This window comes from Streptomyces sp. AC627_RSS907, assembly GCF_019049165.1.
Genome location: NZ_JAGMUE010000008.1, coordinates 184,149 through 209,347, shown reverse-complemented (window position 1 = coordinate 209,347; position 25,199 = coordinate 184,149). Strand labels below are relative to the sequence as shown.

The 25,199-nt window shown below is 71.7% G+C and carries 18 protein-coding genes; 11 read left to right on the top strand and 7 right to left on the bottom strand.

Annotation, left to right across the window (positions count from 1 at the left end):
* Window positions 1–102: 102 nt before the first annotated feature.
* The 6 genes from KUM32_RS02800 to KUM32_RS02775 all read left to right on the top strand — a co-directional run bounded on the left by KUM32_RS02800 (window position 103) and on the right by KUM32_RS02775 (window position 6,289).
* Entirely contained in the window at window positions 103–315 is a 213-nt protein-coding gene (locus KUM32_RS02800) for an MbtH family protein (RefSeq protein ID WP_217140139.1), read from the top strand.
* 65 nt (window positions 316–380) lie between these two features.
* Window positions 381–1,502 carry a 4-hydroxyphenylpyruvate dioxygenase gene (hppD, locus tag KUM32_RS02795; protein ID WP_217140138.1) on the top strand — a complete coding sequence of 374 codons (1,122 nt, stop codon included), beginning with the start codon at window positions 381–383 and terminating at the stop codon, window positions 1,500–1,502.
* Window positions 1,499–2,611 carry an alpha-hydroxy acid oxidase gene (locus KUM32_RS02790; protein WP_217140137.1) on the top strand — a complete coding sequence of 371 codons (1,113 nt, stop codon included), beginning with the start codon at window positions 1,499–1,501 and terminating at the stop codon, window positions 2,609–2,611. The genes hppD and KUM32_RS02790 overlap by 4 nt, the downstream gene beginning before the upstream one ends.
* A gap of 606 nt (window positions 2,612–3,217) precedes the next feature.
* Window positions 3,218–4,534 carry an enolase C-terminal domain-like protein gene (locus KUM32_RS02785; protein WP_217140136.1) on the top strand — a complete coding sequence of 439 codons (1,317 nt, stop codon included), beginning with the start codon at window positions 3,218–3,220 and terminating at the stop codon, window positions 4,532–4,534.
* Window positions 4,531–5,292, top strand: coding sequence for an SDR family NAD(P)-dependent oxidoreductase (locus KUM32_RS02780; RefSeq protein ID WP_217140135.1), 762 nt, complete (start codon window positions 4,531–4,533; stop codon window positions 5,290–5,292). The genes KUM32_RS02785 and KUM32_RS02780 overlap by 4 nt, the downstream gene beginning before the upstream one ends.
* A 7-nt stretch (window positions 5,293–5,299) precedes the next feature.
* Window positions 5,300–6,289: an aldo/keto reductase gene (locus KUM32_RS02775; RefSeq protein ID WP_217140134.1), complete on the top strand. Its 990-nt coding sequence runs from the start codon at window positions 5,300–5,302 to the stop codon at window positions 6,287–6,289.
* A 22-nt stretch (window positions 6,290–6,311) separates the two neighbouring features.
* On the opposite strand, the gene KUM32_RS02770 is transcribed toward KUM32_RS02775, so the two are convergent.
* The 6 genes from KUM32_RS02770 to KUM32_RS02745 are packed head-to-tail and all read right to left on the bottom strand — an operon-like array spanning window position 6,312 to window position 15,738.
* Entirely contained in the window at window positions 6,312–7,553 is a 1,242-nt protein-coding gene (locus KUM32_RS02770) for an alginate lyase family protein (RefSeq protein WP_217140133.1), read from the bottom strand.
* Window positions 7,554–7,574: 21 nt separating this feature from the next.
* Window positions 7,575–10,916 (bottom strand): alginate lyase family protein, encoded by a 3,342-nt coding sequence (locus KUM32_RS02765; protein WP_217140132.1) that lies wholly within the window; start codon window positions 10,914–10,916, stop codon window positions 7,575–7,577.
* Complete coding sequence (locus KUM32_RS02760) at window positions 10,913–12,442, bottom strand: glycosyl hydrolase family 28 protein (protein WP_217140131.1); 1,530 nt, start codon at window positions 12,440–12,442, stop codon at window positions 10,913–10,915. Before KUM32_RS02760 ends, KUM32_RS02765 begins: the two co-directional genes overlap by 4 nt.
* Window positions 12,443–12,494: 52 nt before the next feature.
* Window positions 12,495–13,361 carry a carbohydrate ABC transporter permease gene (locus KUM32_RS02755; protein ID WP_217140148.1) on the bottom strand — a complete coding sequence of 289 codons (867 nt, stop codon included), beginning with the start codon at window positions 13,359–13,361 and terminating at the stop codon, window positions 12,495–12,497.
* A gap of 29 nt (window positions 13,362–13,390) precedes the next feature.
* A complete protein-coding gene (locus tag KUM32_RS02750) occupies window positions 13,391–14,395 on the bottom strand; it encodes a carbohydrate ABC transporter permease (RefSeq protein WP_217140130.1) in 1,005 nt (334 codons plus the stop codon).
* On the bottom strand, window positions 14,392–15,738 hold the full coding sequence (locus KUM32_RS02745; RefSeq protein ID WP_217140129.1) for an extracellular solute-binding protein: 1,347 nt from the start codon (window positions 15,736–15,738) through the stop codon (window positions 14,392–14,394). Before KUM32_RS02745 ends, KUM32_RS02750 begins: the two co-directional genes overlap by 4 nt.
* A gap of 432 nt (window positions 15,739–16,170) precedes the next feature.
* Between KUM32_RS02745 and KUM32_RS02740 the strand changes: the two genes are divergently transcribed.
* From KUM32_RS02740 to KUM32_RS02720, 5 genes are all read left to right on the top strand, one after another.
* Window positions 16,171–17,184: a hydroxyacid dehydrogenase gene (locus KUM32_RS02740; protein WP_217140128.1), complete on the top strand. Its 1,014-nt coding sequence runs from the start codon at window positions 16,171–16,173 to the stop codon at window positions 17,182–17,184.
* Between the two features lie 119 nt (window positions 17,185–17,303).
* Window positions 17,304–18,392 carry a LacI family DNA-binding transcriptional regulator gene (locus KUM32_RS02735; protein ID WP_217140127.1) on the top strand — a complete coding sequence of 363 codons (1,089 nt, stop codon included), beginning with the start codon at window positions 17,304–17,306 and terminating at the stop codon, window positions 18,390–18,392.
* Window positions 18,393–18,846: 454 nt separating this feature from the next.
* The gene (locus tag KUM32_RS02730; RefSeq protein WP_217140126.1) at window positions 18,847–20,187 is read left to right on the top strand and encodes an ABC transporter substrate-binding protein; all 1,341 of its coding nucleotides are present in this window, start codon (window positions 18,847–18,849) and stop codon (window positions 20,185–20,187) included.
* Between the two features lie 19 nt (window positions 20,188–20,206).
* Complete coding sequence (locus KUM32_RS02725; protein WP_217140125.1) at window positions 20,207–21,091, top strand: carbohydrate ABC transporter permease; 885 nt, start codon at window positions 20,207–20,209, stop codon at window positions 21,089–21,091.
* On the top strand, window positions 21,091–22,014 hold the full coding sequence (locus tag KUM32_RS02720; protein ID WP_217140124.1) for a carbohydrate ABC transporter permease: 924 nt from the start codon (window positions 21,091–21,093) through the stop codon (window positions 22,012–22,014). Before KUM32_RS02725 ends, KUM32_RS02720 begins: the two co-directional genes overlap by 1 nt.
* A gap of 124 nt (window positions 22,015–22,138) precedes the next feature.
* Here the strand turns inward: KUM32_RS02720 and KUM32_RS02715 are convergent, their stop codons facing one another.
* A complete protein-coding gene (locus KUM32_RS02715) occupies window positions 22,139–25,054 on the bottom strand; it encodes a glycoside hydrolase family 2 TIM barrel-domain containing protein (protein WP_217140123.1) in 2,916 nt (971 codons plus the stop codon).
* Window positions 25,055–25,199: the final 145 nt, after the last annotated feature.

Here is a 25,199-nt window from a genome sequence, read left to right as displayed (position 1 = left end):
ATCGGCCGTGCCGTCGCGGAACGACTGGCGGGCACCGACCGCCCCCACACCCCCTGAACCCCTGTCCGGCCGACCCCACCCACCCCAGTACGGAGCACCCCCATGACCAACCCCTTCGAGAACGACGACGCCCAGTACCTGGTCCTCGTCAACGACGAACTGCAGTACTCCCTCTGGCCGGTCTTCGCCGACGTCCCCGCCGGCTGGACCGTCGCCCTCCCGGCCTCGAGCCGTCAGGAGTGCCTCGACCACGTCGAGAAGAACTGGACGGACATGCGGCCCAAGAGCCTGGCCGACGCCATGGCCGAGCAGTGACCACCCCGAGCCCCTCCTGCCCCGGAACACCCGGAACACCCGGAACACCTCGTGAGGAGAACGACATGACAGACACCACACCCGCCGCCTCCCTGCGCGTCGGCCACGTCGAGCTGTACGTCACCGACGCCGAGGCCGCCGCGGCGGCCTTCACCGACGGCTACGGCTTCCAGGTCTGCGCCACCGCCGAACGCGGCGGCCCCGAGGGGGCTTCCCGCTCCCTCGCCCTGCGCCAGGGCGACATCGTCCTCGTGGTGACCCAGGCGCTCGACGACAGCCACCCGGCCGCCGCCTACGTGGCACGGCACGGCGACGGCATAGCCGACATCGCGCTCACCGCCCGCGACGCCCGCGAGGCCTTCGCCGACGCCGTGTCCCGCTCCGCCACGCCCCTCGCCGAGCCCGCCGAGCGGGACGGCTGGGTCACCGCCGCCATCGCCGCCGGCTTCGACGACGTACGCCACACCCTCGTCCAGCGGCCCGCCGGCCACACGGACACGGCCGTGCCGCTGCCCGGCTTCGAGCCGGTGGCCCGGTCCGCCGCCTCCGGGGAGCCGGCTCCGGTGGGCCTGACGGTCCTCGACCACGTGGCGGTCAGCGTCCCCATGGGCCGGCTGGCCGAGAGCACCGGCTACTACGAGCGGGTCTTCGGCTACGAGTCCGTGTACGAGGAGCTGATGGTCCAGGGCACCGAGGCCATGGACTCCAAGGCCGTGCGCAGCCCCGCCGGGGACCTCACCTTCACCGTCCTCGCGCCGAGCCCGGAGCACGACGCCGGTCACATCGGTGACTTCCTGGAGCGGCACGGCAGCGGCGGCGTGCACCACCTGGCCTTCGCCACCACCGACATCATCACCACCGTCGACCGCATGCTCGAGCGCGGCATCGTCTTCCTCGGCACCCCCGACACGTACTACGACCGGCTGGAGCAGCGCCTCCAGCTGAACCGCCACTCGATCGCCGAACTGCGCAAGGGCCGCATCCTCGCCGACGAGGACCACGGCGGCCAGCTCTTCCAGATCTTCACGCGGACCGTCCATCCCCGGCGCACGGTCTTCTACGAGATCATCGAGCGCGCCGGAGCGGACAGCTTCGGCGGCGGCAACGTCCGCGCGCTGTACGACGCCGTACAGGCGGAGAAGGCCGAGCACGAGGCCGCCGCCACCACCGACGGGGAGACCGCGTGACCGACCCGGCACTCGCCGGCCTGCTCACCCCCGCCGACGCGGAGGCTCTGGCGGCGGCGGTCCTGCCCACCGCCGTGGAGCGCTTCGTCGGCGGGGCGGCGGGCGCGGAACTCACGCTCCGCGCCAACCGCGCCGCGTTCGACCGGCTCCACCTCGTTCCCCGGGTGCTCGCGGACGTCTCGTCCGTCGGCACCACCCGCACCCTGCTCGGCACGGAGAGCACCCTCCCGGTGGCCGTGGCCCCGATGGCGTACCAGAGGGCCGTGCACCCGGACGGAGAACTGGCCACGGCCCGCGCCGCCCGGGACGCCGGTGTCCCGTTCACCGCGTGCACCTTCAGCAGCACCGCCGTGGAGGACATCGCCGCCACCGGCGCCGCCACCTGGTTCCAGCTGTACTGGCTGCGCGACCGCGGCCACACCGAGGAGCTGCTGAAGCGCGCGGAGGCGGCCGGCTGCCGCGCGCTGATGCTGACCGTCGACACGCCGAGGATGGGACGCCGGGCGGCCGACATGCGCGGCGCCTTCACCCTGCCCGAGGGGGTGTCGCCCGTGCACTTCGGTCCCCGCCCCGACGGTGTGCCGCGCGCCGCCGGCAGCGGCGTGAGCGCGGTCGCCGCGCAGACCGCCAACGTCGTCGACCCGTCCCTCGGCTGGGCAGACCTGGACTGGCTGCGCGAACACACGCGGCTGCCGCTGGTACTCAAGGGCGTCCTGGACCCGGCCGACGCCGAACGCGCCGCGGCCTGCGGTGCGGACGCGCTGGTGGTCTCCAACCACGGCGGCCGCCAGCTCGACGGCGCCCTGCCCGCACTCGACGCCCTGCCCGCCGTGGCCGAGGCGGTCGCGGGGCGGTGCGAGGTGTTCTTCGACAGCGGCGTCCGCAGCGGTACGGACGTCCTGAAGGCCCTCGCCCTCGGCGCCGACGGCGTGCTGCTGGGCCGCCCCGTGCTGTGGGGCCTGGCGGCCGGCGGGCACCAGGGCGTGCTCAGGGTGCTCCACCTGCTCGGCGAGGAACTGGAGTCGGCCCTCGCGCTGGCCGGCTGCCCGGACCTCGCCGCGGCGGCACGGCTGCGCACCGTCCCCGGCCCGGGAGGGCAACCGCGATGACCACGGCGAGCACGGCCACGGACTGGCCCGGCCCCCGGACGTGGTGCGTACGCACCAGGAGACGCGGGTGGCCGGTCCGGCTGGACCAGGGGAAGCCGGCGTAGGGGGACGATGCCCGGCGGGGCGCCGACGGGGAGTGTGGCGGCCGGCGGGCAGTCGCGGCACCCGTCGGTGCCGGGCCCGGTCGCGAGGCCGGGGCATGTCTGCTCAGTGCCTCACCCGCGATATCCACGCTCGGCAGCACACGGTTCAGGATACGGGGCGCCCCGGGCCCGGGTTCCGCGTGAGGCCGGGTCGGGCGGCCGGACCATGCTCGGGGGCCGGCCCGGCAGGCCAAGGACCGGGCCCGTGACATCCAATGTCTCCACGGGGCCCAAGGTGGCTGGTGTGAGTCAGCGAGTGAGCCTTCTGCGAACGGCGGGACAAAAGTGTCATGTTGCCGACGTGTCGAGGGCGTACGCCACACGGGAGAGGGTGACCCTCTTGAATACATCCGATCTCTGTGCGTGGATGAATGCTGCCGTCCCGCAGTTCGGCCCCACGACCGAGGAGAACCGACGATGACGCACGCCCCGTTCCGGACCACGGCCGTCCACGGTGACCGCCGTGCCTGAAGTGATCACCGCCGTCGAGGCCGCCGACATCCGGTTTCCCACCTCGCGCGCGCTCGACGGCTCGGACGCCATGAACCCCGAACCGGACTACTCCGCCGCCTACGTCACCCTCCGCACCAGCGAGGGCGGCGAGGGCCACGGCCTGGCCTTCACCATCGGCCGGGGCAACGAGGTGGAGGTCGCCGCCATCGAGGCCCTCTCCTCCCTGGTGGTGGGTCTGGACGTCGAAGAGCTCCTGAGCGACCTCGGTGCCTTCTCCCGACGCCTGACCGGCGACAGCCAACTGCGCTGGCTCGGACCGGCCAAGGGAGTCGTCCACATGGCCGCGGCCGCGATCGTCAACGCCGCCTGGGACCTGTACGGGCGCCGTGAGCAGAAGCCCGTATGGCGACTGCTGTCGGAGATGACCCCCGAACAGCTCGTCGCGCTGGTCGACTTCCGGTACCTGCGGGACGCCCTCACGCCGGCCGAGGCCCTGGAGATCCTGCGCGCCGCCGAACCCGGTCGCGCCGAGCGCACCAGGCTCCTGCTGGAGCACGGCTATCCCGCCTACACCACCACCCCCGGCTGGCTCGGGTACACCGACGCCAAACTGGTGCGCCTGTCCGAGGAAGCGGTCGCCGACGGCTTCACCCAGATCAAGCTCAAGGTCGGCGCCGACGCGGCCGACGACGAGCGCCGCCTGCGCCTGGCCCGTGAAGCGGTGGGGCCCGGGGTACGGATCGCGCTCGACGCCAACCAGGCGTGGGGCGTGGCGGAGGCCGTCGAGCGGGTGGCCGCCCTGGCCGTCCACGATCCGTACTGGATCGAGGAACCCACCTCACCCGACGACATCCTGGGGCACGCGGCCGTCCGCCGGGGCGTCGCACCGGTCAAGGTCGCCACCGGTGAGCACTGCCACAACCAGGTCATGTTCAAGCAGCTCCTCCAGGCCGGCGCCGTCGACATCCTGCAACTGGACGCCAGCCGCGTCGCGGGCGTCACCGAGAACGTCGCCGTCCTGCTGCTGGCCGCCAAGTTCGGTGTCCCCGTCTGCCCCCACGCCGGCGGTGTCGGCCTGTGCGAGATGGTCCAGCACCTGTCGATGTTCGACTACGTCGCCGTCTCCGCGACCACCGAGAACCGGGTGATCGAGTACGTCGACCACCTGCACGAGCACTTCACCGACCCCGTGCGCATCCGTGACGGCCACTACCTCGCTCCCACCGCGCCCGGGATCGGCGCCCGCCTCCACGCCCGCTCGGCCGCCGACCACACCTACCCCGACGGCCCCGTCTGGGCCACCGACCCCGAGGACGGAGCGAAGTGAGCACACTCGAACTCCAGGGACTCAGAGCCCTCGTCACCGGCGGAGCCTCCGGCATCGGAGCGGCGACCGCCCGTCTCCTCGCCGCGCGGGGGGCCCGGGTCGCCGTCCTGGACCTGGACACCACCGGCCTGCCGGCCCCGCTGCGCGGCGTGCGCGCGGACCTCACCGACGACGCCTCCGTGCGCGCCGCCGTCGCCGACACCGTGGAACACTTCGGCGGGCTGGACATCCTGGTCAACAACGCGGGCATCGGAGCCCGGGGGACCGTCGAGGACAACGACGACGACGAGTGGCACCAGGTGTTCGACGTCAACGTACTCGGCCTCGTACGCAGCTCCCGGGCCGCCCTGCCGCACCTGCGGCGATCCGCTCACGCCGCGATCGTCAACACCTGCTCCATCGCCGCGACGGCCGGACTGCCCCAGCGCGCCCTGTACTCGGCGAGCAAGGGCGCCGTGCTCTCCCTGACGCTCGCCATGGCCGCCGACCACCTGCGTGACGGCGTCCGGGTCAACTGCGTCAACCCCGGCACCGCCGACACCCCCTGGATCGACCGCCTCCTGAACGCCGCCGAGGACCCCGCCGCCGAACGCGCCGCGCTCCAGGCACGCCAGCCCATGGGCCGGCTGGTCACCGCCGACGAAGTCGCCGCGGCCATCGCGTACCTGGCCGGCCCCGCGGCCGCCTCCGTGACCGGCACCGCACTCGCCGTCGACGGCGGCATGCAGGGACTGCGCCCGCGCCCGGAGCGGAGGTGAGGGCGCCGTGACCGCACCGCACACCCGCACCCTGGGCCGCAGCACCGTCCCCGTCACCGCCCTCACCCTCGGCACGGCGGCCCTCGGCAACCTGTTCACGGCCATCACCGACGACCAGGCCGCAGCGACCGTGGAGGCCGCCTGGACGGCGGGAATCCGCAGCTTCGACACCGCACCCCACTACGGCCTGGGCCTGTCCGAGCGCCGCCTCGGCCGCGCCCTGGCCGGCAGGCCCCGCACCGACTACACCCTCTCCAGCAAGGTCGGCCGCATCCTCGTGCCCCACGACCGGCCGGGTGAGGACGACCTGGCCCACGGCTTCGCCGTCCCCGCCGGCCACACACGCGTCTGGGACTTCACCGCCGACGGCGTCCGACGGTCCATCGAGCACAGCCTCATCCGACTCGGCCTGGACCGCCTCGACGTCGCTCTCCTCCACGACCCCGACGACCACGCGGAGGCCGCCTTCCACCAGGCGTACCCGGCGCTGGAGCGGCTGCGCGCCGAGGGGGTCGTGGGGGCGATCGGGGCCGGCATGAACCAGACGGACATGCTCACCCGCTTCGTCACCGACACGGACGTCGACGTCGTCCTGCTGGCCGGACGGCACACCCTGCTCGACCACAGCGGCCTGACCGGCCTCCTCCCCGCCGCCCACGAGCGCGGCGTCTCGGTCCTGGCCGGCGGGGTCTTCAACTCCGGTCTGCTCGCCGACCCCGGACCCGGCGCGCGCTACGACTACGCGCCGGCTCCGCCCCACGTCCTGTCCCGGGCCATGAGGCTGCGAGCCGTCGTCGAGCGGCACGGCGTTCCGCTGCGCGCGGCCGCCCTGCACTATCCGCCGGCCCACCCGGCCGTGGCCGGCGTCCTGATCGGCGCCCGCAGCCCCGAAGAAGTCGAGGACGCCGTCGCTGTCATGCGCCGCCCCGTCCCCGCGGCCGTCTGGGACGATCTGAAGGGCGAAGGGCTGCTCCCCGCGTGGGCTCCGACACCGTAGGAGGCCCACCTCGTCGCGGGGCCTACTTGGCGTACATCAGGGTGCCGAAGCCGAGCTGGTCGTAGCCGCCGCTGGCCGAGCCGTAGTCGCCGCCTCCGCCCTCGGGGGCGACGGAGAAGCACATCAGGGAGACGTACGTGTCGTCGAGGTACCTACGCCGGTTGTAGTGGTAGTGGAGCATCGCCCACACGGGGCGCGCCTGGCCGCGGCTCGCCGGCGAGACGACGGTGTGGGACTGCTGGGCGCAGTTCTGGCCGGTGCCCCACGTGTACCGGGTGAACGGGACGTCCTGGCCCAGGTTGTACTTGGCGACGTACTGGGCGGCCTTCATGAACCGGTTGCCGTCGTAGCCGTACAGGTCGTCGCCCTGGTTCCAGGCCATCTCGCAGAGGGCGCCCATCTGGCCCATGCCCATCACGCTGTGGCCCTGGTCGCGGCCCGACTCCTGCCACTGCCCCAGGGCGTGGCCGTCGGTGTCGGTGTGCAGGTACGGGACGGCGTGGGCGAGGGATCCGTTGCCGGCGCCGGACGTGAAGTAGGCGACGGCCTGGTCGTACTTGGCGCGGTCCTCGGTGAGGATGCCGATGGCCATGACCGAGGCCGTGTTGCACAGGTCCCAGTTGGCCCAGTAGTTGGTGATGCAGGCGTCGTTGTGCTGGATGAGGAACTGGTTGTTGAGCGGGTAGAAGACGTTCGCCATCATCTGCTGGAACGCCGCGAGGTCGAACGCGGGGTGGTCCCGCATGAGTTCGGCGGCGTTGGCGAACTGCCAGCCGTAGATGCCGGCGGCGAGGAACCGGTCCGCGTTGCCGGTGACGGTCGTGAGCGTCGACGACCAGGCGTTGAGGATCCCGGCGGCGCACCGGGCGTTCGCCTCGGTGCCGCCGACTCGCCAGCGGAGGGCGTTCTGGTAGGCGGCGGCGATGTCGTTGTAGAGAAGGGCGTAGTTCTGTCCGGTCCCGCCGCGGATGACCGTCGCTGTCGGGCGGGGCGTCCAGGTGGACTGGGCGTGGGGGTTGGCGGTCAGCCTGCGCCAGCCGGACAGCCAGGGTTCCGTGCCGGCGGCGACGCGGAGCCTGGCGCGGTTGATGTCGCCGGCGTTGTGCAGCATGCCGGGGTGGGTGAAGGCCGTGGGTGCCGCGCCCGCGGCGCCGGTGAACGCGGCGCCTGTTCCGGCTGCGGCGGCGAGCGCGCCGGCGGCCGTCAGCAGGCGGCGGCGGCTCAGTGCGCTGTCGTGGTTCCTGTGGGGGGAAGTGCGGCTCATCGCTGTGCGTCTCCCGTCCTGTCAGTGTCGGTTTTGGGCGATGCTCACCCTCTCGAACGTGGTGGTGCTGTGGACCAGGGGACCGCGGGAGCAGACCACGAGGCCCACGTAGTGGGGGGCGTCACCGAACCCGGGGATCTCGCCGGAGGCCAGCACGGTCCAGGTGGCGCCGTCATCGGTGGAGGCGTGGGCGGCGAAGGCGTTCCCGGTGCGCCTGAGCCTCAGCAGACAGGGAGTGGTGACCGCGGCGTCGCCGGTGAAGGCCGACTTCCCGGCCACCGTCGGGCGCAGCATCAGCTGGGCGGTGGTGCCGCCGGTGACGATGGCCCCGGCCGCCCGGTCGAAGGGGTTGAGGGACGTGGTCATCAGCAGCCCGACCCGGTCGTCGGGCGCACCGGTCCGGGAGACCAGCCGGGCGGTGACCTCGCAGTCGCCGGTGACGGGGCGCCGTACGAACTGGCCCGTCATGCCCTGGTTGTTGACGCCGAGGTCGGTCCCGGCACCCCGTACCACGAAGGTGCCGTCCTCGTACGCCGTACTGCCGGGCGTGCGGACCGCGACCACGCCCAGGGTGGCGAAGGCGCGTTCGTCCAGGACCACGTCGCCCAGGTCGCCGTACGTCCAGGGGGCGGGCGGCGGTGTGCCGACCGTGAGGACGAGGGTGCCGGCGCCGGTGCCGGCCGCGTTGCCCGCCGTGGTCTCGACGGCGAACCTGCCGGTGCGCGTGGGCGTGCCGGAGACCAGTCCGGTGCGCCTGTCGAGGCGCAGGCCGTCGGGCAGGCCGTGGGCGGTGAACCGTACGGGCTCGTGCGTGGCGCGCAGGAGGTGGCGGAAGGCGACGCCCTTGTTCGCGAACGCCGTCGTGGCGGGGGCGAGCGCGGGGACGGCCGGGTGAGGCATGCGGGCGGACACGGGCGCGGAGCGCGGGCCGCGACCGGAGCGGTTCGTCTTCGCGACGGCGTAGTGGTACGTCGTCCCGGGTCTGCCGGTCGCGTCGGCGTACCGCACCCGGGTGCCGAAGCCGACGGGACCGACGTCGGTCGCGAGCGTCCGGAAGGGCCCGTCGGCGGCCGTGGCGCGCAGCACGGTGAACCGGGCGCCGGGGTCCGGGTCGGTCCAGGCCAGCTCCACGGCGTCGGAGCCGGAGGCGGCGCGCAGGCCGCTCACGGTGCGGGCGGGACGGGGCACCGACCAGACCGCGCCGGTCGCGGACTCCACGGTGACGTTGTCGAAGGCGCCGGTGCCGGTCTCGGCGTACTCCTCGTCGACGCCCAGGCAGGAGCTGAGGGCGAGGCCCGCGTACACCGTGCGACCGAGGTCGGCCTCGGTCGTGCCGACCCCGGTCCAGTGGACGCCGTCCGGGGAGACGGCCCCGGTGCAGCGGCGGCCCCTGCGGGTCACCCGGACCCAGTACGGCGCCCGCAGGCGGTAGCCGTCGCCCGCGCCCTCGACGTACGGGGCCTCGATGGGGGTCGCGGAGTCGGGCAGCGTGCCCAGATCGGAGATCGGGAAGGACGCGTCCACCGTGATCGCCCGCCGCTGGGACGGCGGTACGGGAGTGCTGCCGGTCGCGGAGACGGGCGCACCGGCTCTCGGGCGTACGGTCCACACGCCGCTCCAGGTGTGCAGCGGCAGCCCCTGGATCAGCATCGAGGCGTGCGCGGCGTCCGGGGCGAGCGAGCCGCGGAGGGCGACGCCGATCCTGGCGTACTGGGAGCTGAGCGGGAACACGATCCGCGCGGTGACGGTGACGTCGCCGCGCACCGGCAGGTACACCAGGTGGTGGCCGTCGCCCGTGCCGCTCGCCTCCAGGACGAAGCGCTCGCCGTCGAAGGCGGCGGAGCCCGGGATCCGCACCTCGCCGACGTCACGGCAGGCCCAGGGGCCGGGGAGGCCGGCGGTCGCGGCGACCGGGCTCGAAACGGGGCCCCGCCCGAGGGAGTTGGCGGCGGTCACGGTGTAGTAGCAGGTCCGGCCGGGACGTGGGGGGCGGGTGTCCGTGTACGCCGGCTCGTCGAGCCCGGAGGCGATCTCCTCGTAGGGCCCCTGGGGGCGTTCGGCCCGGTGGACGGTGTACGCCGTCGCCTCCGCGGACGGCAGCCAGGCCACGGTGACCTCGCGGTCGCCGCCCACCGCCGTCACCCCCGCGGGGGCCGTGGGCACCCTCGGTGCCGGGGCCCTGGTGCCGGCGTAGGCGAAGGTGCCGAAGCCGGGCAGGTCGTCGTTGCCCGCCTCGACGACGCGGGCGCCGTCGGCGCCGCGGAAGACGGCGGCCCGGGTGTGCGGGGCGTCGAGGCCGCGGACACCGGCGTAGTGGGCGTAGTACATCTCGTAGACCGGGGGCAGGGTGCCGCGGCCCTTCGACGACACGGCCGTCTTGAGGTACTTGCCGGTGCGGTCGAGGTCGGGGGTGAAGGGGACGTCGCCGCCGAGGTTGTAGCGGGCGGCGTACTCGGCGCCCGCGAGGATGCGGTTGTCGTCGAAGCCCCACAGGTCGACGCCCTGGTTCCAGGCGACCTGTGCGGCGTCGCCCGTCAGGCCGACGGCGAGCTGCTCGTGGCCCTGGTCGCGGCCGGCCTCCTGGCCCTGGCCGGTGACGGAGACGACGCGGTGGCGGACGCTGCCGTTGCCCGCGCCGGCGGCGGCGAAGCGCAGGGCGTCCTCGAAGAGGGTGCGCTCCTCGCAGAAGACGCCGATGGCCAGGATCGTCTGGATCGAGGTGAGCTCCCAGTTGCCGTTGGCGTAGAGCGTGTAGCCCGACACCGCCGGATACCAGACGTCCAGGAAGGACCGCTCGCACCGGGCGATGTCCGCCGCGGTCCAGCCGTCGTAGCCGCTGTGGCGCAGCAGTTCGGCCGCGTTGACGAACTTGAAGGCCTGGAGTCCGGCGCCGAGCGGTCCGTCGGCGCCGGTGATCGTGGTCAGCGACGCGGACCAGGCGTTGAGGATGTCGCGGGCCTTGTCGGCGTGTGCCCGCTGCCCGGTGACGCACCACATGAGGGCGTTCTGGTAGGCCGCGGCCGAGTCGTTGACGGCCTCGTTCACATGGTCGCCGGGGCCGCGCCCCCAGGAGGTGATGTGTCCGGTGTTGCGGACGGTGTACGTCGCCTTCGAGCGGTGGTGGGCCGCGAGGACCAGGTAGCCGTCGTGGACGGGTGACTGCTCGGCGGCGACCGCCGCCTTCATGTGGGCGAGGTCGTCGGCGGTGTGCAGCAGTCCGGGGTGGGTGAAGGGACGGGAACGGGCCGGGCCGCCGACGGCCAGGGCGGGGCCGGGCACGAGCGCTCCGCTCGCGCCCGACGCCAGCAGCAGGGCGGCGGTGCCGCCGAGGAAGCCGCGGCGGGTGGTCGCCGGGACGCTCATGACGCGGTGCCCGCCTCGGCCTCGGCGGTGGTGAGGAACCTCAGGTTCGTCACGTGCTCGTTGACGTGCATCGGGACGAAGTCGGTGGTGAGGTACCAGGTCGGCTTCTTCATCGAGTCCGCGACGACCGTGCCGTTGACCACGAGGTTCTCGAAGGTGACGTTCTTGACCGGGTGGTCGGCGTCGTAGCCGAGCAGCATGCAGGTCGCGAGCGGCTTGCCGGTGTAGGAGAGGTCCTTGACGTGGACGTTCTCGATACCGCGGCCGACCGAGGTGTTGTACTTCGTGTTGAACATGACCCGCATGTGGATGAGCTGGCCCCAGCGGAAGTCCTCCACGCGGACCCCGTCGACCCGCACGTTCCTGATCAGGTTGCTGTCGCCGGCGTTGAGGGCGATGCACCCCTGGTAGCCCATCTGGGGTTCGCGGTGGTCGCAGATGTCGAGGTTCTCGAAGACGAGGTTCTCCAGGACCTCGGGGGCGGCGGTGTTGCCGTGCGTGCCCACGTTGACCGGGTGGGCGACGTCCGCCCAGAGCGTGGAGTTGCGGACGGTGATGTTCCGGGTGTCGCCGTAGTACTCCCAGCGGTGCGTGTAGATCGCGATGCAGTCGTCGGAGTTGCGCATGAACACGCCGTCGATGGTGACGTCGGTGCTGGAGAAGACGTCGATGCCGTCACCCCAGCCCTTGGAACTGAACGCCGCCATGTCCCTGAGCAAGACGTCGGCGGACTGGCCGATCTGGACCGCGTAGCCGTTCGGGTTGAGCATGGTCAGGCCGCCGACGGAGATGTCCGTCGAGCCCTCGACGAGCACGCCGCCCGCCGCGGTGCCGGCGAGCACGCCCCGGCCGGCGAGCCGGGCGCCGTGTACGTCCTTGAAACGGACGGTCGCCTTGAGGACGGCGCCGCCGTGGACGTACACGGTCTTGCCGGAGGGCACGTCGAGGTATCCGTCGGGGGTGGTGTGGACGCCGGGACCGAAGTAGAGGACGTCGGGGTCGTTCTCCCTGGGCCGCCGCGGCTCGACCGCACGGGCGAACAGGTGGAGGCAGTCGAAGAGGTCGTCGTTGATCTGCACGACGACCTTCCGCGGCCGGTCCAGCCTGAACCGCAGCGTGTCGGCGCGCACCTCCGGTGTGATGCCGTACGAGTCCGGCCGCACCCGCACCCGCTCCACACCGCCCTTGATGTACGTCACCTCGACCTCGACCTCGCCGGAGAAGTCGAAGTAGGCGAGGGACGAGTCGAACTGCTTCTTTCTGCCCGTGGCGGGGTCGATCTCCGCGAGGGTGGGCCGGTACACCCCGAGGGTCTGCCAACGGCCGCCGCGCGAGCGGACCTTGACGGTGAAGCTGTCGGTCTTGACCGGGGCACCGGCCGGCACCGGGTACGTCACCAGCCGGGGCCGCCCGCCCGAGGTCTCCTCCGCGCGGGCCGCCGCGGCCGTGGAGTGGGTGAAACCGGCGGCGAGCGCGGTGGCGCCGGCCCCCCGAAGGGCCGTACGACGGGACAGGGGCGTGTTCATGGGGAACTCCGATCCAGTGAAGGGGCGACAGGTGTCGGGTGGGACGGCGGCGCTACTTGAGACCCGTGGTCGACATGCCGGCGACGAACCCGCGCTGGGCGACCAGGAAGATCAGCAGGACGGGTACGACGTACATCACCGAGGCGGCGGCCTGGAGGTTGGTGACCGGTGTGCCGGCCGAGGTGACGTAGCTGCTCATGACGGCGACGGCGAGCGTGGAGCGGTCGGACGACAGCAGCAGCTGCGGGGCGATGTAGTCACCCCAGCTCCAGGTGAAGGCGATGATGAAGCTCGCGGAGAGGACCGGCCAGGACTGCGGCAGGAAGATCCGCCAGAAGATCGCGGCATAGCCGCAGCCGTCGACGATCGCCGCCTCCTCCAGTTCGCGGGGCAGGCCGGCGAAGAACTGCCGGAAGAGGAAGACCAGATAGGGCGCCGCGGACAGGCCCCACAGCACCCACGGCCAGTAGGTGTCGACCATGCCGAGCCTGGCGAAGATCAGGTAGGTCGGCAGCAGGGTGATCATCTGGGGCAGCATCATCGAGCCGACGAGGATGCCGAACAGGGTCTTCTTGCCGGGTGCGGTCAGCCGGGCGAAGCCGTAACCGACCCAGGCCGAGCTGAGGGTGATGAGCGTGGCGTAGATCGTGGCGATGATCAGGGAGTTGCGGGCGTAGCCGAGGAAGTCGATCAGGTGGTAGGCGTCGGCGAAGTTGTCCCACTGGAAGACGGCGGGCAGCCAGTGCACGGGTGAGGCCGCCAGCTCGGCCGGGGTCTTCAGACCGGAGAGGACCAGCCATCCGAAGGGGCCGAGGAAGAGTCCGGTGACCGCGACGAGGACCGTGTAGAGGACGAGGCGGTTCACCCGCACCCGGACCCGGGCCGTCGAGGCGGGGGCGGCCGGAGAGTCCCGGGGCACCTGGGAACGGGTGGTCGGGAGGGTGGCGGTCACTTCTTCGCCTCCGGGTCGACGTTGTAGAACACCACGCCGGACGTGAACCTGAAGATGAGTCCGGTGGCGATGAGGATCAGGACGAAGAGCACCCACAGCAGCGCTGAGGCGTAGCCGTAGCGGCCGAAGGCGAAGTACTGCGCGAACACGTGCATCATGTACAGGTGGTTGGACTGCGGGATCGCGGTGACGCCGGCCGTGGTGGCGTCCGGTGCCAGCAGCAGCGGCATGATGGTCTGCACCGAGGCGATGACACCCGTCACGGTCTGGAAGAGCAGGACGGGGGAGAGCAGCGGCACGGTGATGCTGCGGAAGGTCCGCCAGGCGCCGGCGCCGTCGATACGGGCCGCCTCGTGCAGTTCGCGGGGCACGTCCTGGAGCCCGGCCAGCGAGATGATCATTATGTTGCCGGCGCCCCACAGCACGGTCATCAGCAGGACGTAGCGCGCGTAGGGGTCCGTGAGCCAGCCCAGGGCGTCCATGCCGAAGACGTTCAGAACGCCGTTCGCGGCGCCGGAGTTCTGGTCGAAGAGCTGCTTGAAGGCGATGCCCGCGCCCACGGGTGGTATCACGGCCGGCACGTAGAGCAGGGTGCGGAACAGGCCGCGTGCCCTGAGCGGCCGGTTGACCAGGACAGCGAGTCCCAGCCCGGCGGTGATCGACAACGGCACCGAGGTCACCGCGAACAGACCTGTGCGACCCAGGGCGCTCCAGGTCTGGGAGTCGGAGAACAACTCGCGGTAGTTGCCGAGTCCGACGTAGTGCCAACGGGGTGAGATGCCGTCGAACGTGGTGAAGCTCAGCCACAGCGCATAGACCATCGGGACGACCGTCAGCAGGACGAACCCGATGAGCCAGGGAGAGACGAACATGTAGAAGGCCCGGTGCCCGCGCCTGGTCGACGAGGACCGGTTGGCACGGTTCGCGGGTGGTGCCGGGGGGCCGGAGGGCGAGGCTTCGCCCGTCCGGCCGGCTGCGGCAGTGATGTGCCGGACCGTCATCCCACCTGCTCCTTACCCCGTTCGAGCTGCTCGTTCATGACCGAGTTCAGACGGCGTGCGAGGGTGTCGACGGACATCTCGCCCTTCATCGCGGCCGGGGCGAACCGGTTGAAGACGGCGGCGAGCGAGTCCACCGTGGCGTAGGGAGTGAAAGCGATCACCGAGAAGTGCTCCAGCTCGGCCTCCTGGACCTTCAGTACGCGCCTCTGGTGGGGCTCCTGGGCCGGCATCAGCGGTCGCAGGGACCTCAGCGTGGGGATGCCCCAGCCGCCGGCGGCGCGGGCCTTGGCCGGTGCCTCGCCGAAGAACCACTCGAACACCCGCCACGCGGCGTCCTTGTTGCGCGCCTTGCGCGGCATCCACAGGCCGGTGCCCGCCTGGCAGGGGCTGACCCGCCGGCCGCCCTGGAAGACGGGAGCGGGAGCGAGGCGGGAGTGCGGCGCGAGCTCGGCGTCGGCGTTGATGACCCCTCCCAGCCAGTAACCGCAGTTCGACATGGCCATCCGGCCCGCCTGGTACGTGGGGCCGTCCCAGCCGTTGGGGTCGGGCTGGAGGATGCTGGGCCCGACCCCGGTCCTGCCGTACTCGACGTACCAGTTCAGCGCCTTGCGGGCGGGAGGCGTGGTGAAGTCGACGCGGGTGAAGTCGTCGTTGAAGATGCCGCCTCCGGCGGCGACGGCCAGACTCGCCAGCAGGGTGGGGGCGCTCACGCCGTTGTAGCTGCCGCCGAAGACGGTGGTCTGCCCGTTCCTGCGCCGGGTGAGCCGCTTGGCGTTCTCCAGCCACTCCTCGTAGGTGACCGGTTCCAGTTCCGGCGGATGGCCGACCCCCGCCTCGTCGAACAGCGCGGTGTTGTACCAGAACATGGAGTCCTGCGAGTAGTCCTTCGCCATGCCGTAGCGGGGGCCCCTGCCCTGGATCCGTCCGTCGTAGCGCCACAGGTCGTTCACCGGGTCCAGGTCGGCTACGTCGAGGACGCCGCTCCGGGCGAAGTACGGGTCCAGTTCCTCCATCACGTCGCGCGCCGCGAAGTAGGGCGTGTCCGTGGCACCGACGCCGCGGACCAGGTCGGGCGGGTTGCCGTTGGTCATCATCGCGATCAGCTTGGTGATGTCGTAGGGCACCGTGGCGATCTTGATGCCGATGTCCTTCTGGGCCTGTGCGAGCAGGTCCGCGGAGAGGTCGTCGGGCTTGACCATCAGCGTGACGGTCTCCCCTGGGCCGCTGACGCCGGTGGACACCCGCAACGCGCAACCGCTCAGGGACGACGCCCCGACGGCACCACCGGCCGCCAGGGCGAGGAACCTGCGACGGCTGGGAGGGATACCGGCGTGGGCACGCATGGATGTCTCACCTTCGTTCGGGGAGCGGCTCGTGGCGGGAGGGTTCGTCCATCGAGCTGTTTGGGTAGCAACCGATTTCTGTGAGCGACGGCCAGAGCTTCCAGCGGCTCATGCGTGGCGTCAAGGCTTCTGACCAATTTTCGAGAAACCGGCCGGTGGCCGGTGGCAGCGGCGCCCGGGACGCGCCGAGTGCGCCCTGGATACCCAAATACACAGGTCACCGACTGGTTGGCAGGAGCAGGCCGACGCGTCCCGTGCTCGGGGGACGGGAACGGAGCCCGGTCGGCCGACCCGGGGGAGCAGGTCCGGGGACAGGAGCGGTGGGGAGAGCGAAGCCCAAGCCGTCGATTGACCCGCCGTTCCAGCGGGACCTATCGTAGAAGGCGCTTTCAGAAAACGTTACTCCCCCCGCTGTCTTCCGACAGGAGCGTCATGCCCTCAGCCCAGCAGCCCAGGGCCGTCTTCGCCATGGATCCCGTGCACCTCCCCCTGCTGTTCCCACCCCGGCTGATGGAGCGACTGCGGCAGTCCGCGCGGATCGACGCGTCGCTCGTCGTACGGGACTTCGCCGATCCCGCCACGGCCCCGGCCCTGGCGGAGGCGGAGGTGCTGATCACCGGCTGGGGCTGCCCGCGCCTCGACGAGGCCGTTCTGACCGCCGCCCCCCGGCTGCGCGCCGTGCTGCACGCCGCCGGTTCCGTGCGCTCACTGGTCGGCGACGCGCTGTGGCAGCGTGGCATCACCGTCTCCAGCGCGGTGGCCGCCAACGCACTGCCGGTGGCGGAGTACACGCTGGCCATGATCCTGCTCGCCGGCAAGGACGTCCTCGGCCACCGCGACCGCTTCCGCGCCACCCACCGGCGGCCCTCTCCCGCCGAGACCACCGGCATCGGCAACGCCGGGCGCCGGGTGGGCGTCATCGGCGCCTCGCGTGTGGGCCGGCGGCTGCTGGAACTGCTGCGGCCGTTCGAGTTCGCGGTCTCGCTGTACGACCCGTACGTGGACTCCGCCGAGGCCCGCGCGCTGGGCGCCCGCCCGAAGACGCTGGAGGATCTCCTGCGCGACAGCGACATCGTCACTCTGCACGCACCCGACATCCCCGAGACCCACCACATGCTCGACCGCGCGGGGCTGGCCCTCATCCCGGACGGCGGCGTGCTGATCAACACCTCCCGCGGGGCCCTGGTCGACCACGACGCGCTCACCGACGAGCTGGTCTCCGGCCGGATCCGCGCGGTCCTGGACGTCACCGACCCCGAGCCGCTGCCCGCCGGCTCCCCGCTGTACACACTGCCCAACGTGTTCCTGACGCCGCATGTCGCGGGCTCGCTCGGCAACGAGCTGGAGCGCCTGGGCCGCACGGCCGTGGAGGAGCTCGAACGGCTCGTCGCGGGCGCCCCGCCGGCCTGCGAGGTGCGCCGCGGGGACCTGGCCAGGGTGGCCTGAACCCCGCGCCGATCGGCCAGGGGTGTCGCGAAGAAACAATGGGATACGGTTCCAGCACCGGCGGGCCCCGCAGCCCGGTCCGCCCGGTGAGGGAACCGCTACGGTGAAGGAGCCGCAAGGTGAGTCAGCGCAAGGCGTCGGCGGACGCCGGTCCGGCCACCATCAGGGACGTCGCGGAGCGGGCCGGGGTCTCGGTCGCCAGCGTCTCGCGCGTGCTGTCCGGGAACTACCCGGTCTCCGACGACCTGCGCCGCCGGGTCATGAAGGTCGTCCGGGACCTGGACTACGTCACCAACGCGCACGCCCGCTCCCTCGCCGGCGGCGGCACCCCGACGGTGGCCATCCTCATCAACCACATCACCGGCGCCGCCTTCGCCCACGTGGCCAAGGGGGTCGAGGGCGCCGCCTCGCTGCGCGGCTGGCTGACCCTGGTCGGCACCACCGGCGACGATCCCGAACGGGAACTGGCGCTGGTCAACCTCATGCGCCAGCAGGGCGTCACGGCGGTCGTACTGCTCGGCGGGGCCTACGACTTCGACGAGTACCAGTTGCGCATGGCCCGGTTCGCCCGCTCCCTGGACGCGGCCGGCTCGCACCTCGTCCTCGTCGGCCGGCCTCCCCTGGAGGGCGACGTCCCGGCGACGACGGTGGACTACGACAACGAGGGCGGCGCCTACGCCATGGCCAGCCATCTGCTGTCGGCGGGGCACCGGCGTGTCCTGGTACTGCCCGGGCCGGCCGAACTCACCACGGCCCAGGGGCGTTTGAACGGGGCGCGGCGGGCGTTCGAGGCCTACGGCGTGCCGTTCCGGCCGGACATGGTGCACCACGGGCCCTACGACTTCGAGCACGGCCTGAGGGCGGTCGAGTCGAGCCTGGGGGAGAAGGCGCCCTTCACGGCGATCCTCGCGGGCACCGACGTGGTCGCCGCCGGCGCCATGCAGGCACTGCGCTCGGCCGGGTTGCGGGTTCCCGAGGACGTGTCGGTCGTCGGCTACGACGACATACCACTGGCCTCCCAGCTGACCCCGAAACTGACCACCGTGCACGTGCCGTACGAAGAGATGGGCCGCGTCGCCCTGCGTGCCGTGGCCGACCGGCGCGAGAGCGGCGGCGCCGGCCGCCGCGGTGGTGACGGGGCCCATCTGGTCCTGGGCACCCACGTCGTCGTGCGGCAGTCGGTGCGGCCGCCGGAGCGGCGGGACTGAGCCCGGGCGAGCGACCTTTGACGGGGGGCCTGGCCCGCCGGCCGGGGAGGACGGGGCCCGCCGGCGGGCGGGAGGTCGCACGGCCGGTGCGGGCAGTTTCGTAATCGGTTTCTGCCCTCTTGCGGACCGTCTCCCCGTCAGGCCGGACACTGTCCGGAACCTGCCCCGCGCTCGGTCGAAGCGCCGCTGACCTGGGCAGACATGGCCGCGGGCGGTCGTGGTCCACGGCATCCGCCGCCTGCCCCGCCGATGCGTCGGCGCAACGAATTCTCCCCGACCTCTTGCCCGTTGTTCCGGTACCGCCTACCGTCTCACGACAAGCGCTTACTACAGCTTGCGCTCGGCCATCGACACGGCCGCGAGCCGACGCCCTTCCCGCCGCCGTTCCTGGCCAGCGCCTCCCGAGCCGCCGTCCTCTCGTTCTGAGAGTGCCTATTCCAAAGGACCACGGTCGATGAACTTCACTACCTCCCGGAGAAGGTTCGCCTCCGCCGCCGTCGCGGGTGTCGCGCTGACAGGTCTGCTCTCGGCCTGCGGCGGCTCGGACTCGGGAGACGACGGGGCCTCCGGCGCGTCCGGCCCGGTCACCCTTCCGTTCTGGGGCTGGGCGAACGGCCAGGAGGCCGTCGTGAAGGCCTTCAACGCCTCGCACAAGGACGTCCGGCTGGAGTACACGAAGGTCACCGACCAGTTGACCATGCAGAAGCAGCTGACCAACGCGGTCAAGGCCGACAACGCGCCCTGCCTGGTGCAGAACACCGCCGAATACGTGACCAGCTGGGTCTCGCAGGGAGCGCTGGCCGACATCACGAAGTACGTCGAGGCGCACAAGGGCGAGTTCAACCCCGGCTCGTGGGCGGGCGCGCAGGTGCAGGGCAGGCTCTACGGCGTGCCCACCAGCTCGGCGCCCCAGTTCACGGCCTATCGCACCGACGTCTTCGCCGAGTACGGCATCAAGCCCCCGGCGACCTGGGACGACTTCATCGCGGCGGGCAAGGAACTGAAGAAGCACGGCATCGAGATCACCAACTTCGCCGGTGAGGACCCGAGCACCCTGGAGGTGCTCGCCATGCAGGCCGGTGCGCACTGGTACGCCATCGACGGCGAGTCCTGGAAGGTCGACTTCCAGGACGAGGGAAGCCTGAAGGCCGCCGGGGTGATCCAGGAGATCATCGACAACGACCTGAACAGCAAGCTCTCCTTCGCCGACTACGCGGCCGTACAGCGCACCTACGACAACGGCGGCACCGTGACCCGGCAGATCTCCACCTGGCAGATGGCCGGCATGGTCCAGAACTTCACCAAGTCCTTCGGCGACTGGGCCCTGGCCCCCTGGCCGGCCTATCGGGGCGAGGCACCCAAGACACCGGCGGGCACCAACCTCACCGGCGGGGTCACCCTGGTGACCAAGGACTGCGCCCACCAGGAACAGGCGGCCGAGGCCGCCCTGTGGATGTCGACCGACGCCGAGGCGGTCAGGACGATGGCGAGTCCGGAGACCGGCAACGGCGTCATGCCGGCACTGGCCGACGGCGACGCGTACGTGGGCGATTCGATCTCCCAGAAGCTGCTGGGCCCGAACCACGAGTCCGCGAAGAAGGTCGTCTCGGACAGTCTGTCCACCGTCACCACCGACTGGACCTTCGGACCGAACTGGACCGCGATGTTCACCGAGCTCCAGGCCGGCTGGGCCAAGGTGGTCAACAAGGAGCAGAAGGTCACCGACCTGCTGGCGCACATGCAGAAGTGGACGGTCGACGACCTGAAGTCCCGCGGCATCAGCGTCAAGGGCTAGAGGCCGAGGGAACCCGCCGATGACTCGCTCCCTGCGCTGGAAGGGCGCCGCCTTCACGGTCCCCTTCCAGCTCGGTTTCGCCTTCCTGTACCTGCTGCCGATCGGCTACGCCGTCCACCAGTCGCTGTTCGTGGAGCAGCGCTCCGGCCTCGGTCTCGGCGGCTCGACGACCGAGTTCGCCGGCCTCGACAACTACACGCGGGGCCTGACCGACTCCGCGTTCACGACCTCCATCCTGCGGGTGGTGCTGTTCGCCTGCGTCCAGATCCCGGTGATGCTCTTCGTCAGCCTGGTGCTGGCGCTGCTCCTGGACGCGGTCACCTCCCGCGTGGCGGGCCGGTTCCGGATCCTGCTGCTGGTCCCGTACATGATCCCCGGCGTGGTCGCCGCGATCGTGTGGATCAACCTCTACAGCCCGGAGGTCGGACCGCTGACCCCGATCGGCGAACTCCTCGGGTTCGACTGGAACTTCTTCGAGCCGTCCATGGTGTGGCCGTCCATCGGCAACCTGCTGACCTGGCACGGCATCGGCTACAACATGGTCATCATCTACGCGGCCCTCCAGGGCGTGCCCCGCGAGCTGTTCGAGGCCGCCCGCCTGGACGGCGCCTCCGAGATCCGCATCGCCCGCAGCGTCAAGATCCCGTATGTGCGCGGGGCGCTGGTCCTGACCGGACTGCTGTCGGTCATCCAGATGCTGCAGATCTTCAACGAGCCCGCGCTCTTCCGGAACGTCACCCCGCAGACGGTCAGCGACAGCTTCACACCGATCATGATCATCTACAACCAGGCGTTCAACGCCGGCAACTACCACTACGCCGCGGCCCTGTCGGTGCTGCTCGCCCTGATCCTCGGCCTGGCCTCCTTCCTCTTCTACCGGTTCACCTCGAAGGAGGCCGACTGATGACGCTGACCGACGAGCGCGCGCACACCACCGAACGGCCCCCCGCCCGCGGCGTCCGACGCCTGACGAGACCGGACCCGGCCTCCCGTGGGCGAGGCGGTCAGCGCTTCCTCCTCGTCGGGCTGGTCCTGGCCAGCGTCTACAGCCTGTTCCCGGTGTGGTGGCTGATCGTCGCCGCGACCAAGGACCGCACGGGGCTGTACCAGAGCAACGGCCTGTGGTTCTCCGGCTGGCACCTGTGGGACAACCTGCGCCAGCTCCTCACCTACGAGGACGGCATCTTCCTGCGCTGGACGGCCAACTCGTTCCTGTACGCGGGCGTCGGCTCCCTCGGCGGCACACTGATCGCACTGGCCACCGGATACGGCCTGGCCCGGTTCGACTTCCCGGGCCGCAACGCCGTCTTCGCTTGTGTGGTGGGCTCGTTCCTGATCCCGATCGCCCTGCTCACGCTCCCCCTCTACCTGCTGTTCTCGGCGATCGGCATGGTCGACACCCCCTGGGCGATGCTGATCCCCTGTCTGATCAATCCGTTCAGCGTGTATCTGGCCAAGGTGTACACGGAGGCGACCGTCCCCTTCGAGCTGCTGGAGGCGGCCCGCATCGACGGAGCAGGGGAGCTGCGCATCTTCTTCAGCATCGTGCTGCGGATGATGACGACGGGCGGCGCGACGGTGTTCCTGCTGGCCTTCGTCAACACCTGGAACGCCTTCTTCCTGCCCCTGACCGTGCTGCGCGGCGAGGAGAACTGGACGCTCAACCTGGGCCTGTACAACTGGTCGGGCAAGCGCCTGGAGTCGGGCGTCGACCTGACGGGCCTCGTGCTGACCGGCGCGCTGCTGTCCATCGTCCCCATGGCGGTGATGATGGTCGCGATGCGCCGCTACTGGCGCTCCGGCGTCACGCTGGGGGCCCTCAAGTGACCGGGGCGAGTGACGGGCCTTCCCTGGTGACCTGGTGACCTGGTGAACGCGGGTTCCAGCACTGGACGCGGCGGCCGGCCCCAAGAGCGGGCCGGCCGCCGCGCAGACCCGTGGGTCGTGCCGGTCAGCCCGTCTTCGTGAAGACGAAGGAGAATTGGGCGGGTCGGGCCCGCAGGACGTACTGCGGCAGCGGGCCCGGACCGCAGGACTGCGAACCGATGCCGTGCTGGCCGTGGTCGAGATTGACCCACACGGTGTGCCCGGGGACCAGGTCGGTGCGGTGCGTGGCCGCGTCCAGCTGCTCGCTGGTCCAGCGGCGGGCGGTGAACCAGAACTCCGGATCACCCTCGATGCGCAGCCCGCCGATCTCGGCCCACCGCACATCCGCCCGCGCGCCGTTCTCCTGGGGCCGGACGTACGGCGTCTGCAGCGCGTCCACCGTGGACTCCCAACGGCCCAGCACGGCGGCGGTCCTGCTGTCCGGGTAGGCCTCCCCGGGGCCCCCGCCGAACCACCGCACACGATCCGCCGACCCGGCCAGGCCGAACCGCACGCCCAGCCGGGGCAGCGGCAGGCTCCAGTCGCCCTCGGGAACCACGGACACGGTCAGCTTCAGCCGGGTACCGTCGGAGGTCCAGCGGTAGACGGTGACGAGGCCCGTCTCACGGGCGGCGGGCGCCACCCGGGTCCGTACCGTCAGCGTGTTGTCACCGGCCTCCACCGCGTCCAGCCGGTGGCGCATGCGGTGCAGGCCGTGGGTACGCCACGCCGGGCCGTAGCGCAGGCCGTCCTGCCAGGACGCGCCCTCGTCGTTGTCGGTCGGGGCACGCCACACGTCCAGTCCGAGCCCGGTGACCTCCACCCCGCCGACGGTCCGCAGTGCCCCCGTACGGGCATCGAAGACCCCGGGGCCGAGCGTGATCACGTCGTCGCGGTGCACGGGTCCGGCAGTGGCGGCCACGCGCGGCACGGTGCGCTCGGTGACCGGCAGCTGCGCCCACGCCACCTCGTGGCCCTTCGGTGCCCAGGCGGTGTCGGCCGCCAGCACCGCCCGGACCGTCCAGCACCCTTCCGCACCCCGGGGGTCCGCGGGCGGCTGCGGCAGCTTCACCTCCGCCGACTCACCGGCTGCCAGCGGCGGCACCGGGAGGGTGCCCGCGCCGACCGTCTCGCCGTCCAGCTGGTACGACCACCCGAAGGCGAGCGCCGACAGGTCGGCGAAGTCGTGGGCGTTGGTGATCCGTACGGTGCCGTCGGCGCCGGAGCCCTCGATGCGGACGGGCTCGATCACCTTCTTGTACTCGACCAGGCCGGGAGACGGCGCCCGGTCCGGGAAGACCAGGCCGTCGCAGACGAAGTTGCCGTCGTGCAGTTCCTCGCCGAAGTCCCCACCGTAGGCGTAACCGTGGCGCTCGTCCTGGATGCCGTGGTCGATCCACTCCCAGACGAAGCCACCCTGGAGCCGGTCGTGCGCCTCGAAGATCCGCTGGTAGTCGGCGAGGCCCCCGGGCCCGTTGCCCATGGCGTGGCCGTACTCGCAGAGGACGAAGGGGAGCCGGCGCCGCTTGCGGGTGCCGCCGTCCAGGCCCCGGCCGATGGACTCGACCTCCGCGTGCGAGGCGTACATCCGCGAGTACATGTCCGTGTCGCGGCTGTCGATGTCGCCCTCGTAGTGCACGAGACGGGAAGGGTCCCGATCGCGGATCCACTCCGCCATGGCGGTCAGGCCGCGGCCGGTGCCGGCCTCGTTGCCCAGCGACCACACGACGACGCTGGGATGGTTCTTGTCCCGCTCGACCATCCGGGCGGCCCGGTCGAGCAGAGCAGGGGTCCAGCGGTCGTCGTCGACGGGGTTGTCGCGCCAGTCCTGCTCGACGAAGCCGTGCGTCTCCAGGTCGCACTCGTCGATCACCCACAGCCCGTACTCGTCGCACAGGTCGAGGAAGGCCGGGTGCGGCGGGTAGTGCGATGTGCGGACGGCGTTGATGTTGTGCCGCTTCATCAGCAGCACGTCCTCCCGCATGGTCTCCGGGTCCAGGGCGCGGCCCTTCCGCGGGTGCCACTCGTGCCGGTTGACGCCCTTGAAGAGGACCGCCTCGCCGTTGACCTTGATGAGACCGTCCGCGAGCTCCACGGTCCGGAAGCCGACGCGCAAGGGCACACGTTCGCCCTCGGTGGCCAGCACGCCGTCGTAGAGGACCGGAGTCTCGGCGGTCCACGGCCGGACGGGGACCGTCACCGGCTCACCGGTGGCGACATCGACGCCGAGCTCGGCGACGGTCACCCGGCCCTCGACATCGGAGTCGACGCGCAGGGTGCCCTCGCCGGTGGTGTGGTCGTAGGAGGCGTGCACGAAGAAGTCGCGTACGGCGCCGGCCGGGCGGTGCAGCAGCGTGACGTCACGGAAGACGCCCGGCAGCCACCACTGGTCCTGGTCCTCCAGGTACGAGCCGGCCGACCATTGGTGCACCCGGACCGCCAGCACGTTGCCGGACGGCTTCAGCAGATGTCCGACGGTGAACTCGTGGGGCAGCCGTGCTCCCTTGAACTCACCGAGGTCCGTGCCGTTCAGCCACACCCGGGCACAGGACTCCACTCCGTCGAAGCGCAGGACCGCGCCACCGCCCGCGGCCGGGTCCGGCCAGTCGGCAGGCAGATCGAAGACGCGCAGGTGGTCCCCGGTCGGGTTCTCGGTCGGCACCCGTGGCGGGTCGACAGGGAAGGGGTAGAGGTGGTTGGTGTAGATCGGTGCACCATGGCCCTGGAGCACCCAGTGGCCGGGGACGGTCACCCGGGACCAGTCCTCGGCGTCGTACCCGGGCGCGGCGAACGCGTCGTCCTCGGCGTCGGCGGTCGGTGACAGCCGGAAGCGCCAACTGCCGTTCAGGGACAGTGATGCCGCGTCGGACGCCGCGTACCAGGCACGCGGTGGCAGGGTGCCGCGCCCCGGTGCGACGTCCTCGACGTAGCCGACGGGGGACGCGGGGGCGGTGGCCTGCTCAGGCGCGGCCGAGAGGTGGGGGAACTCGCTGGAAGTCATCCGTCTCCTGGGTCCGTGAGGGCGCGGGGGCAGCCCTCGGGGTCGGTCGGTGCGGGCCGCGCCGGTTGTCGCCGGGGGAGGCGACGGGCAGGCATGGGTGCGGTGAGGAGGGCCGTGAGGGTTCGAGCCGGGGCGGGGCGTGCCG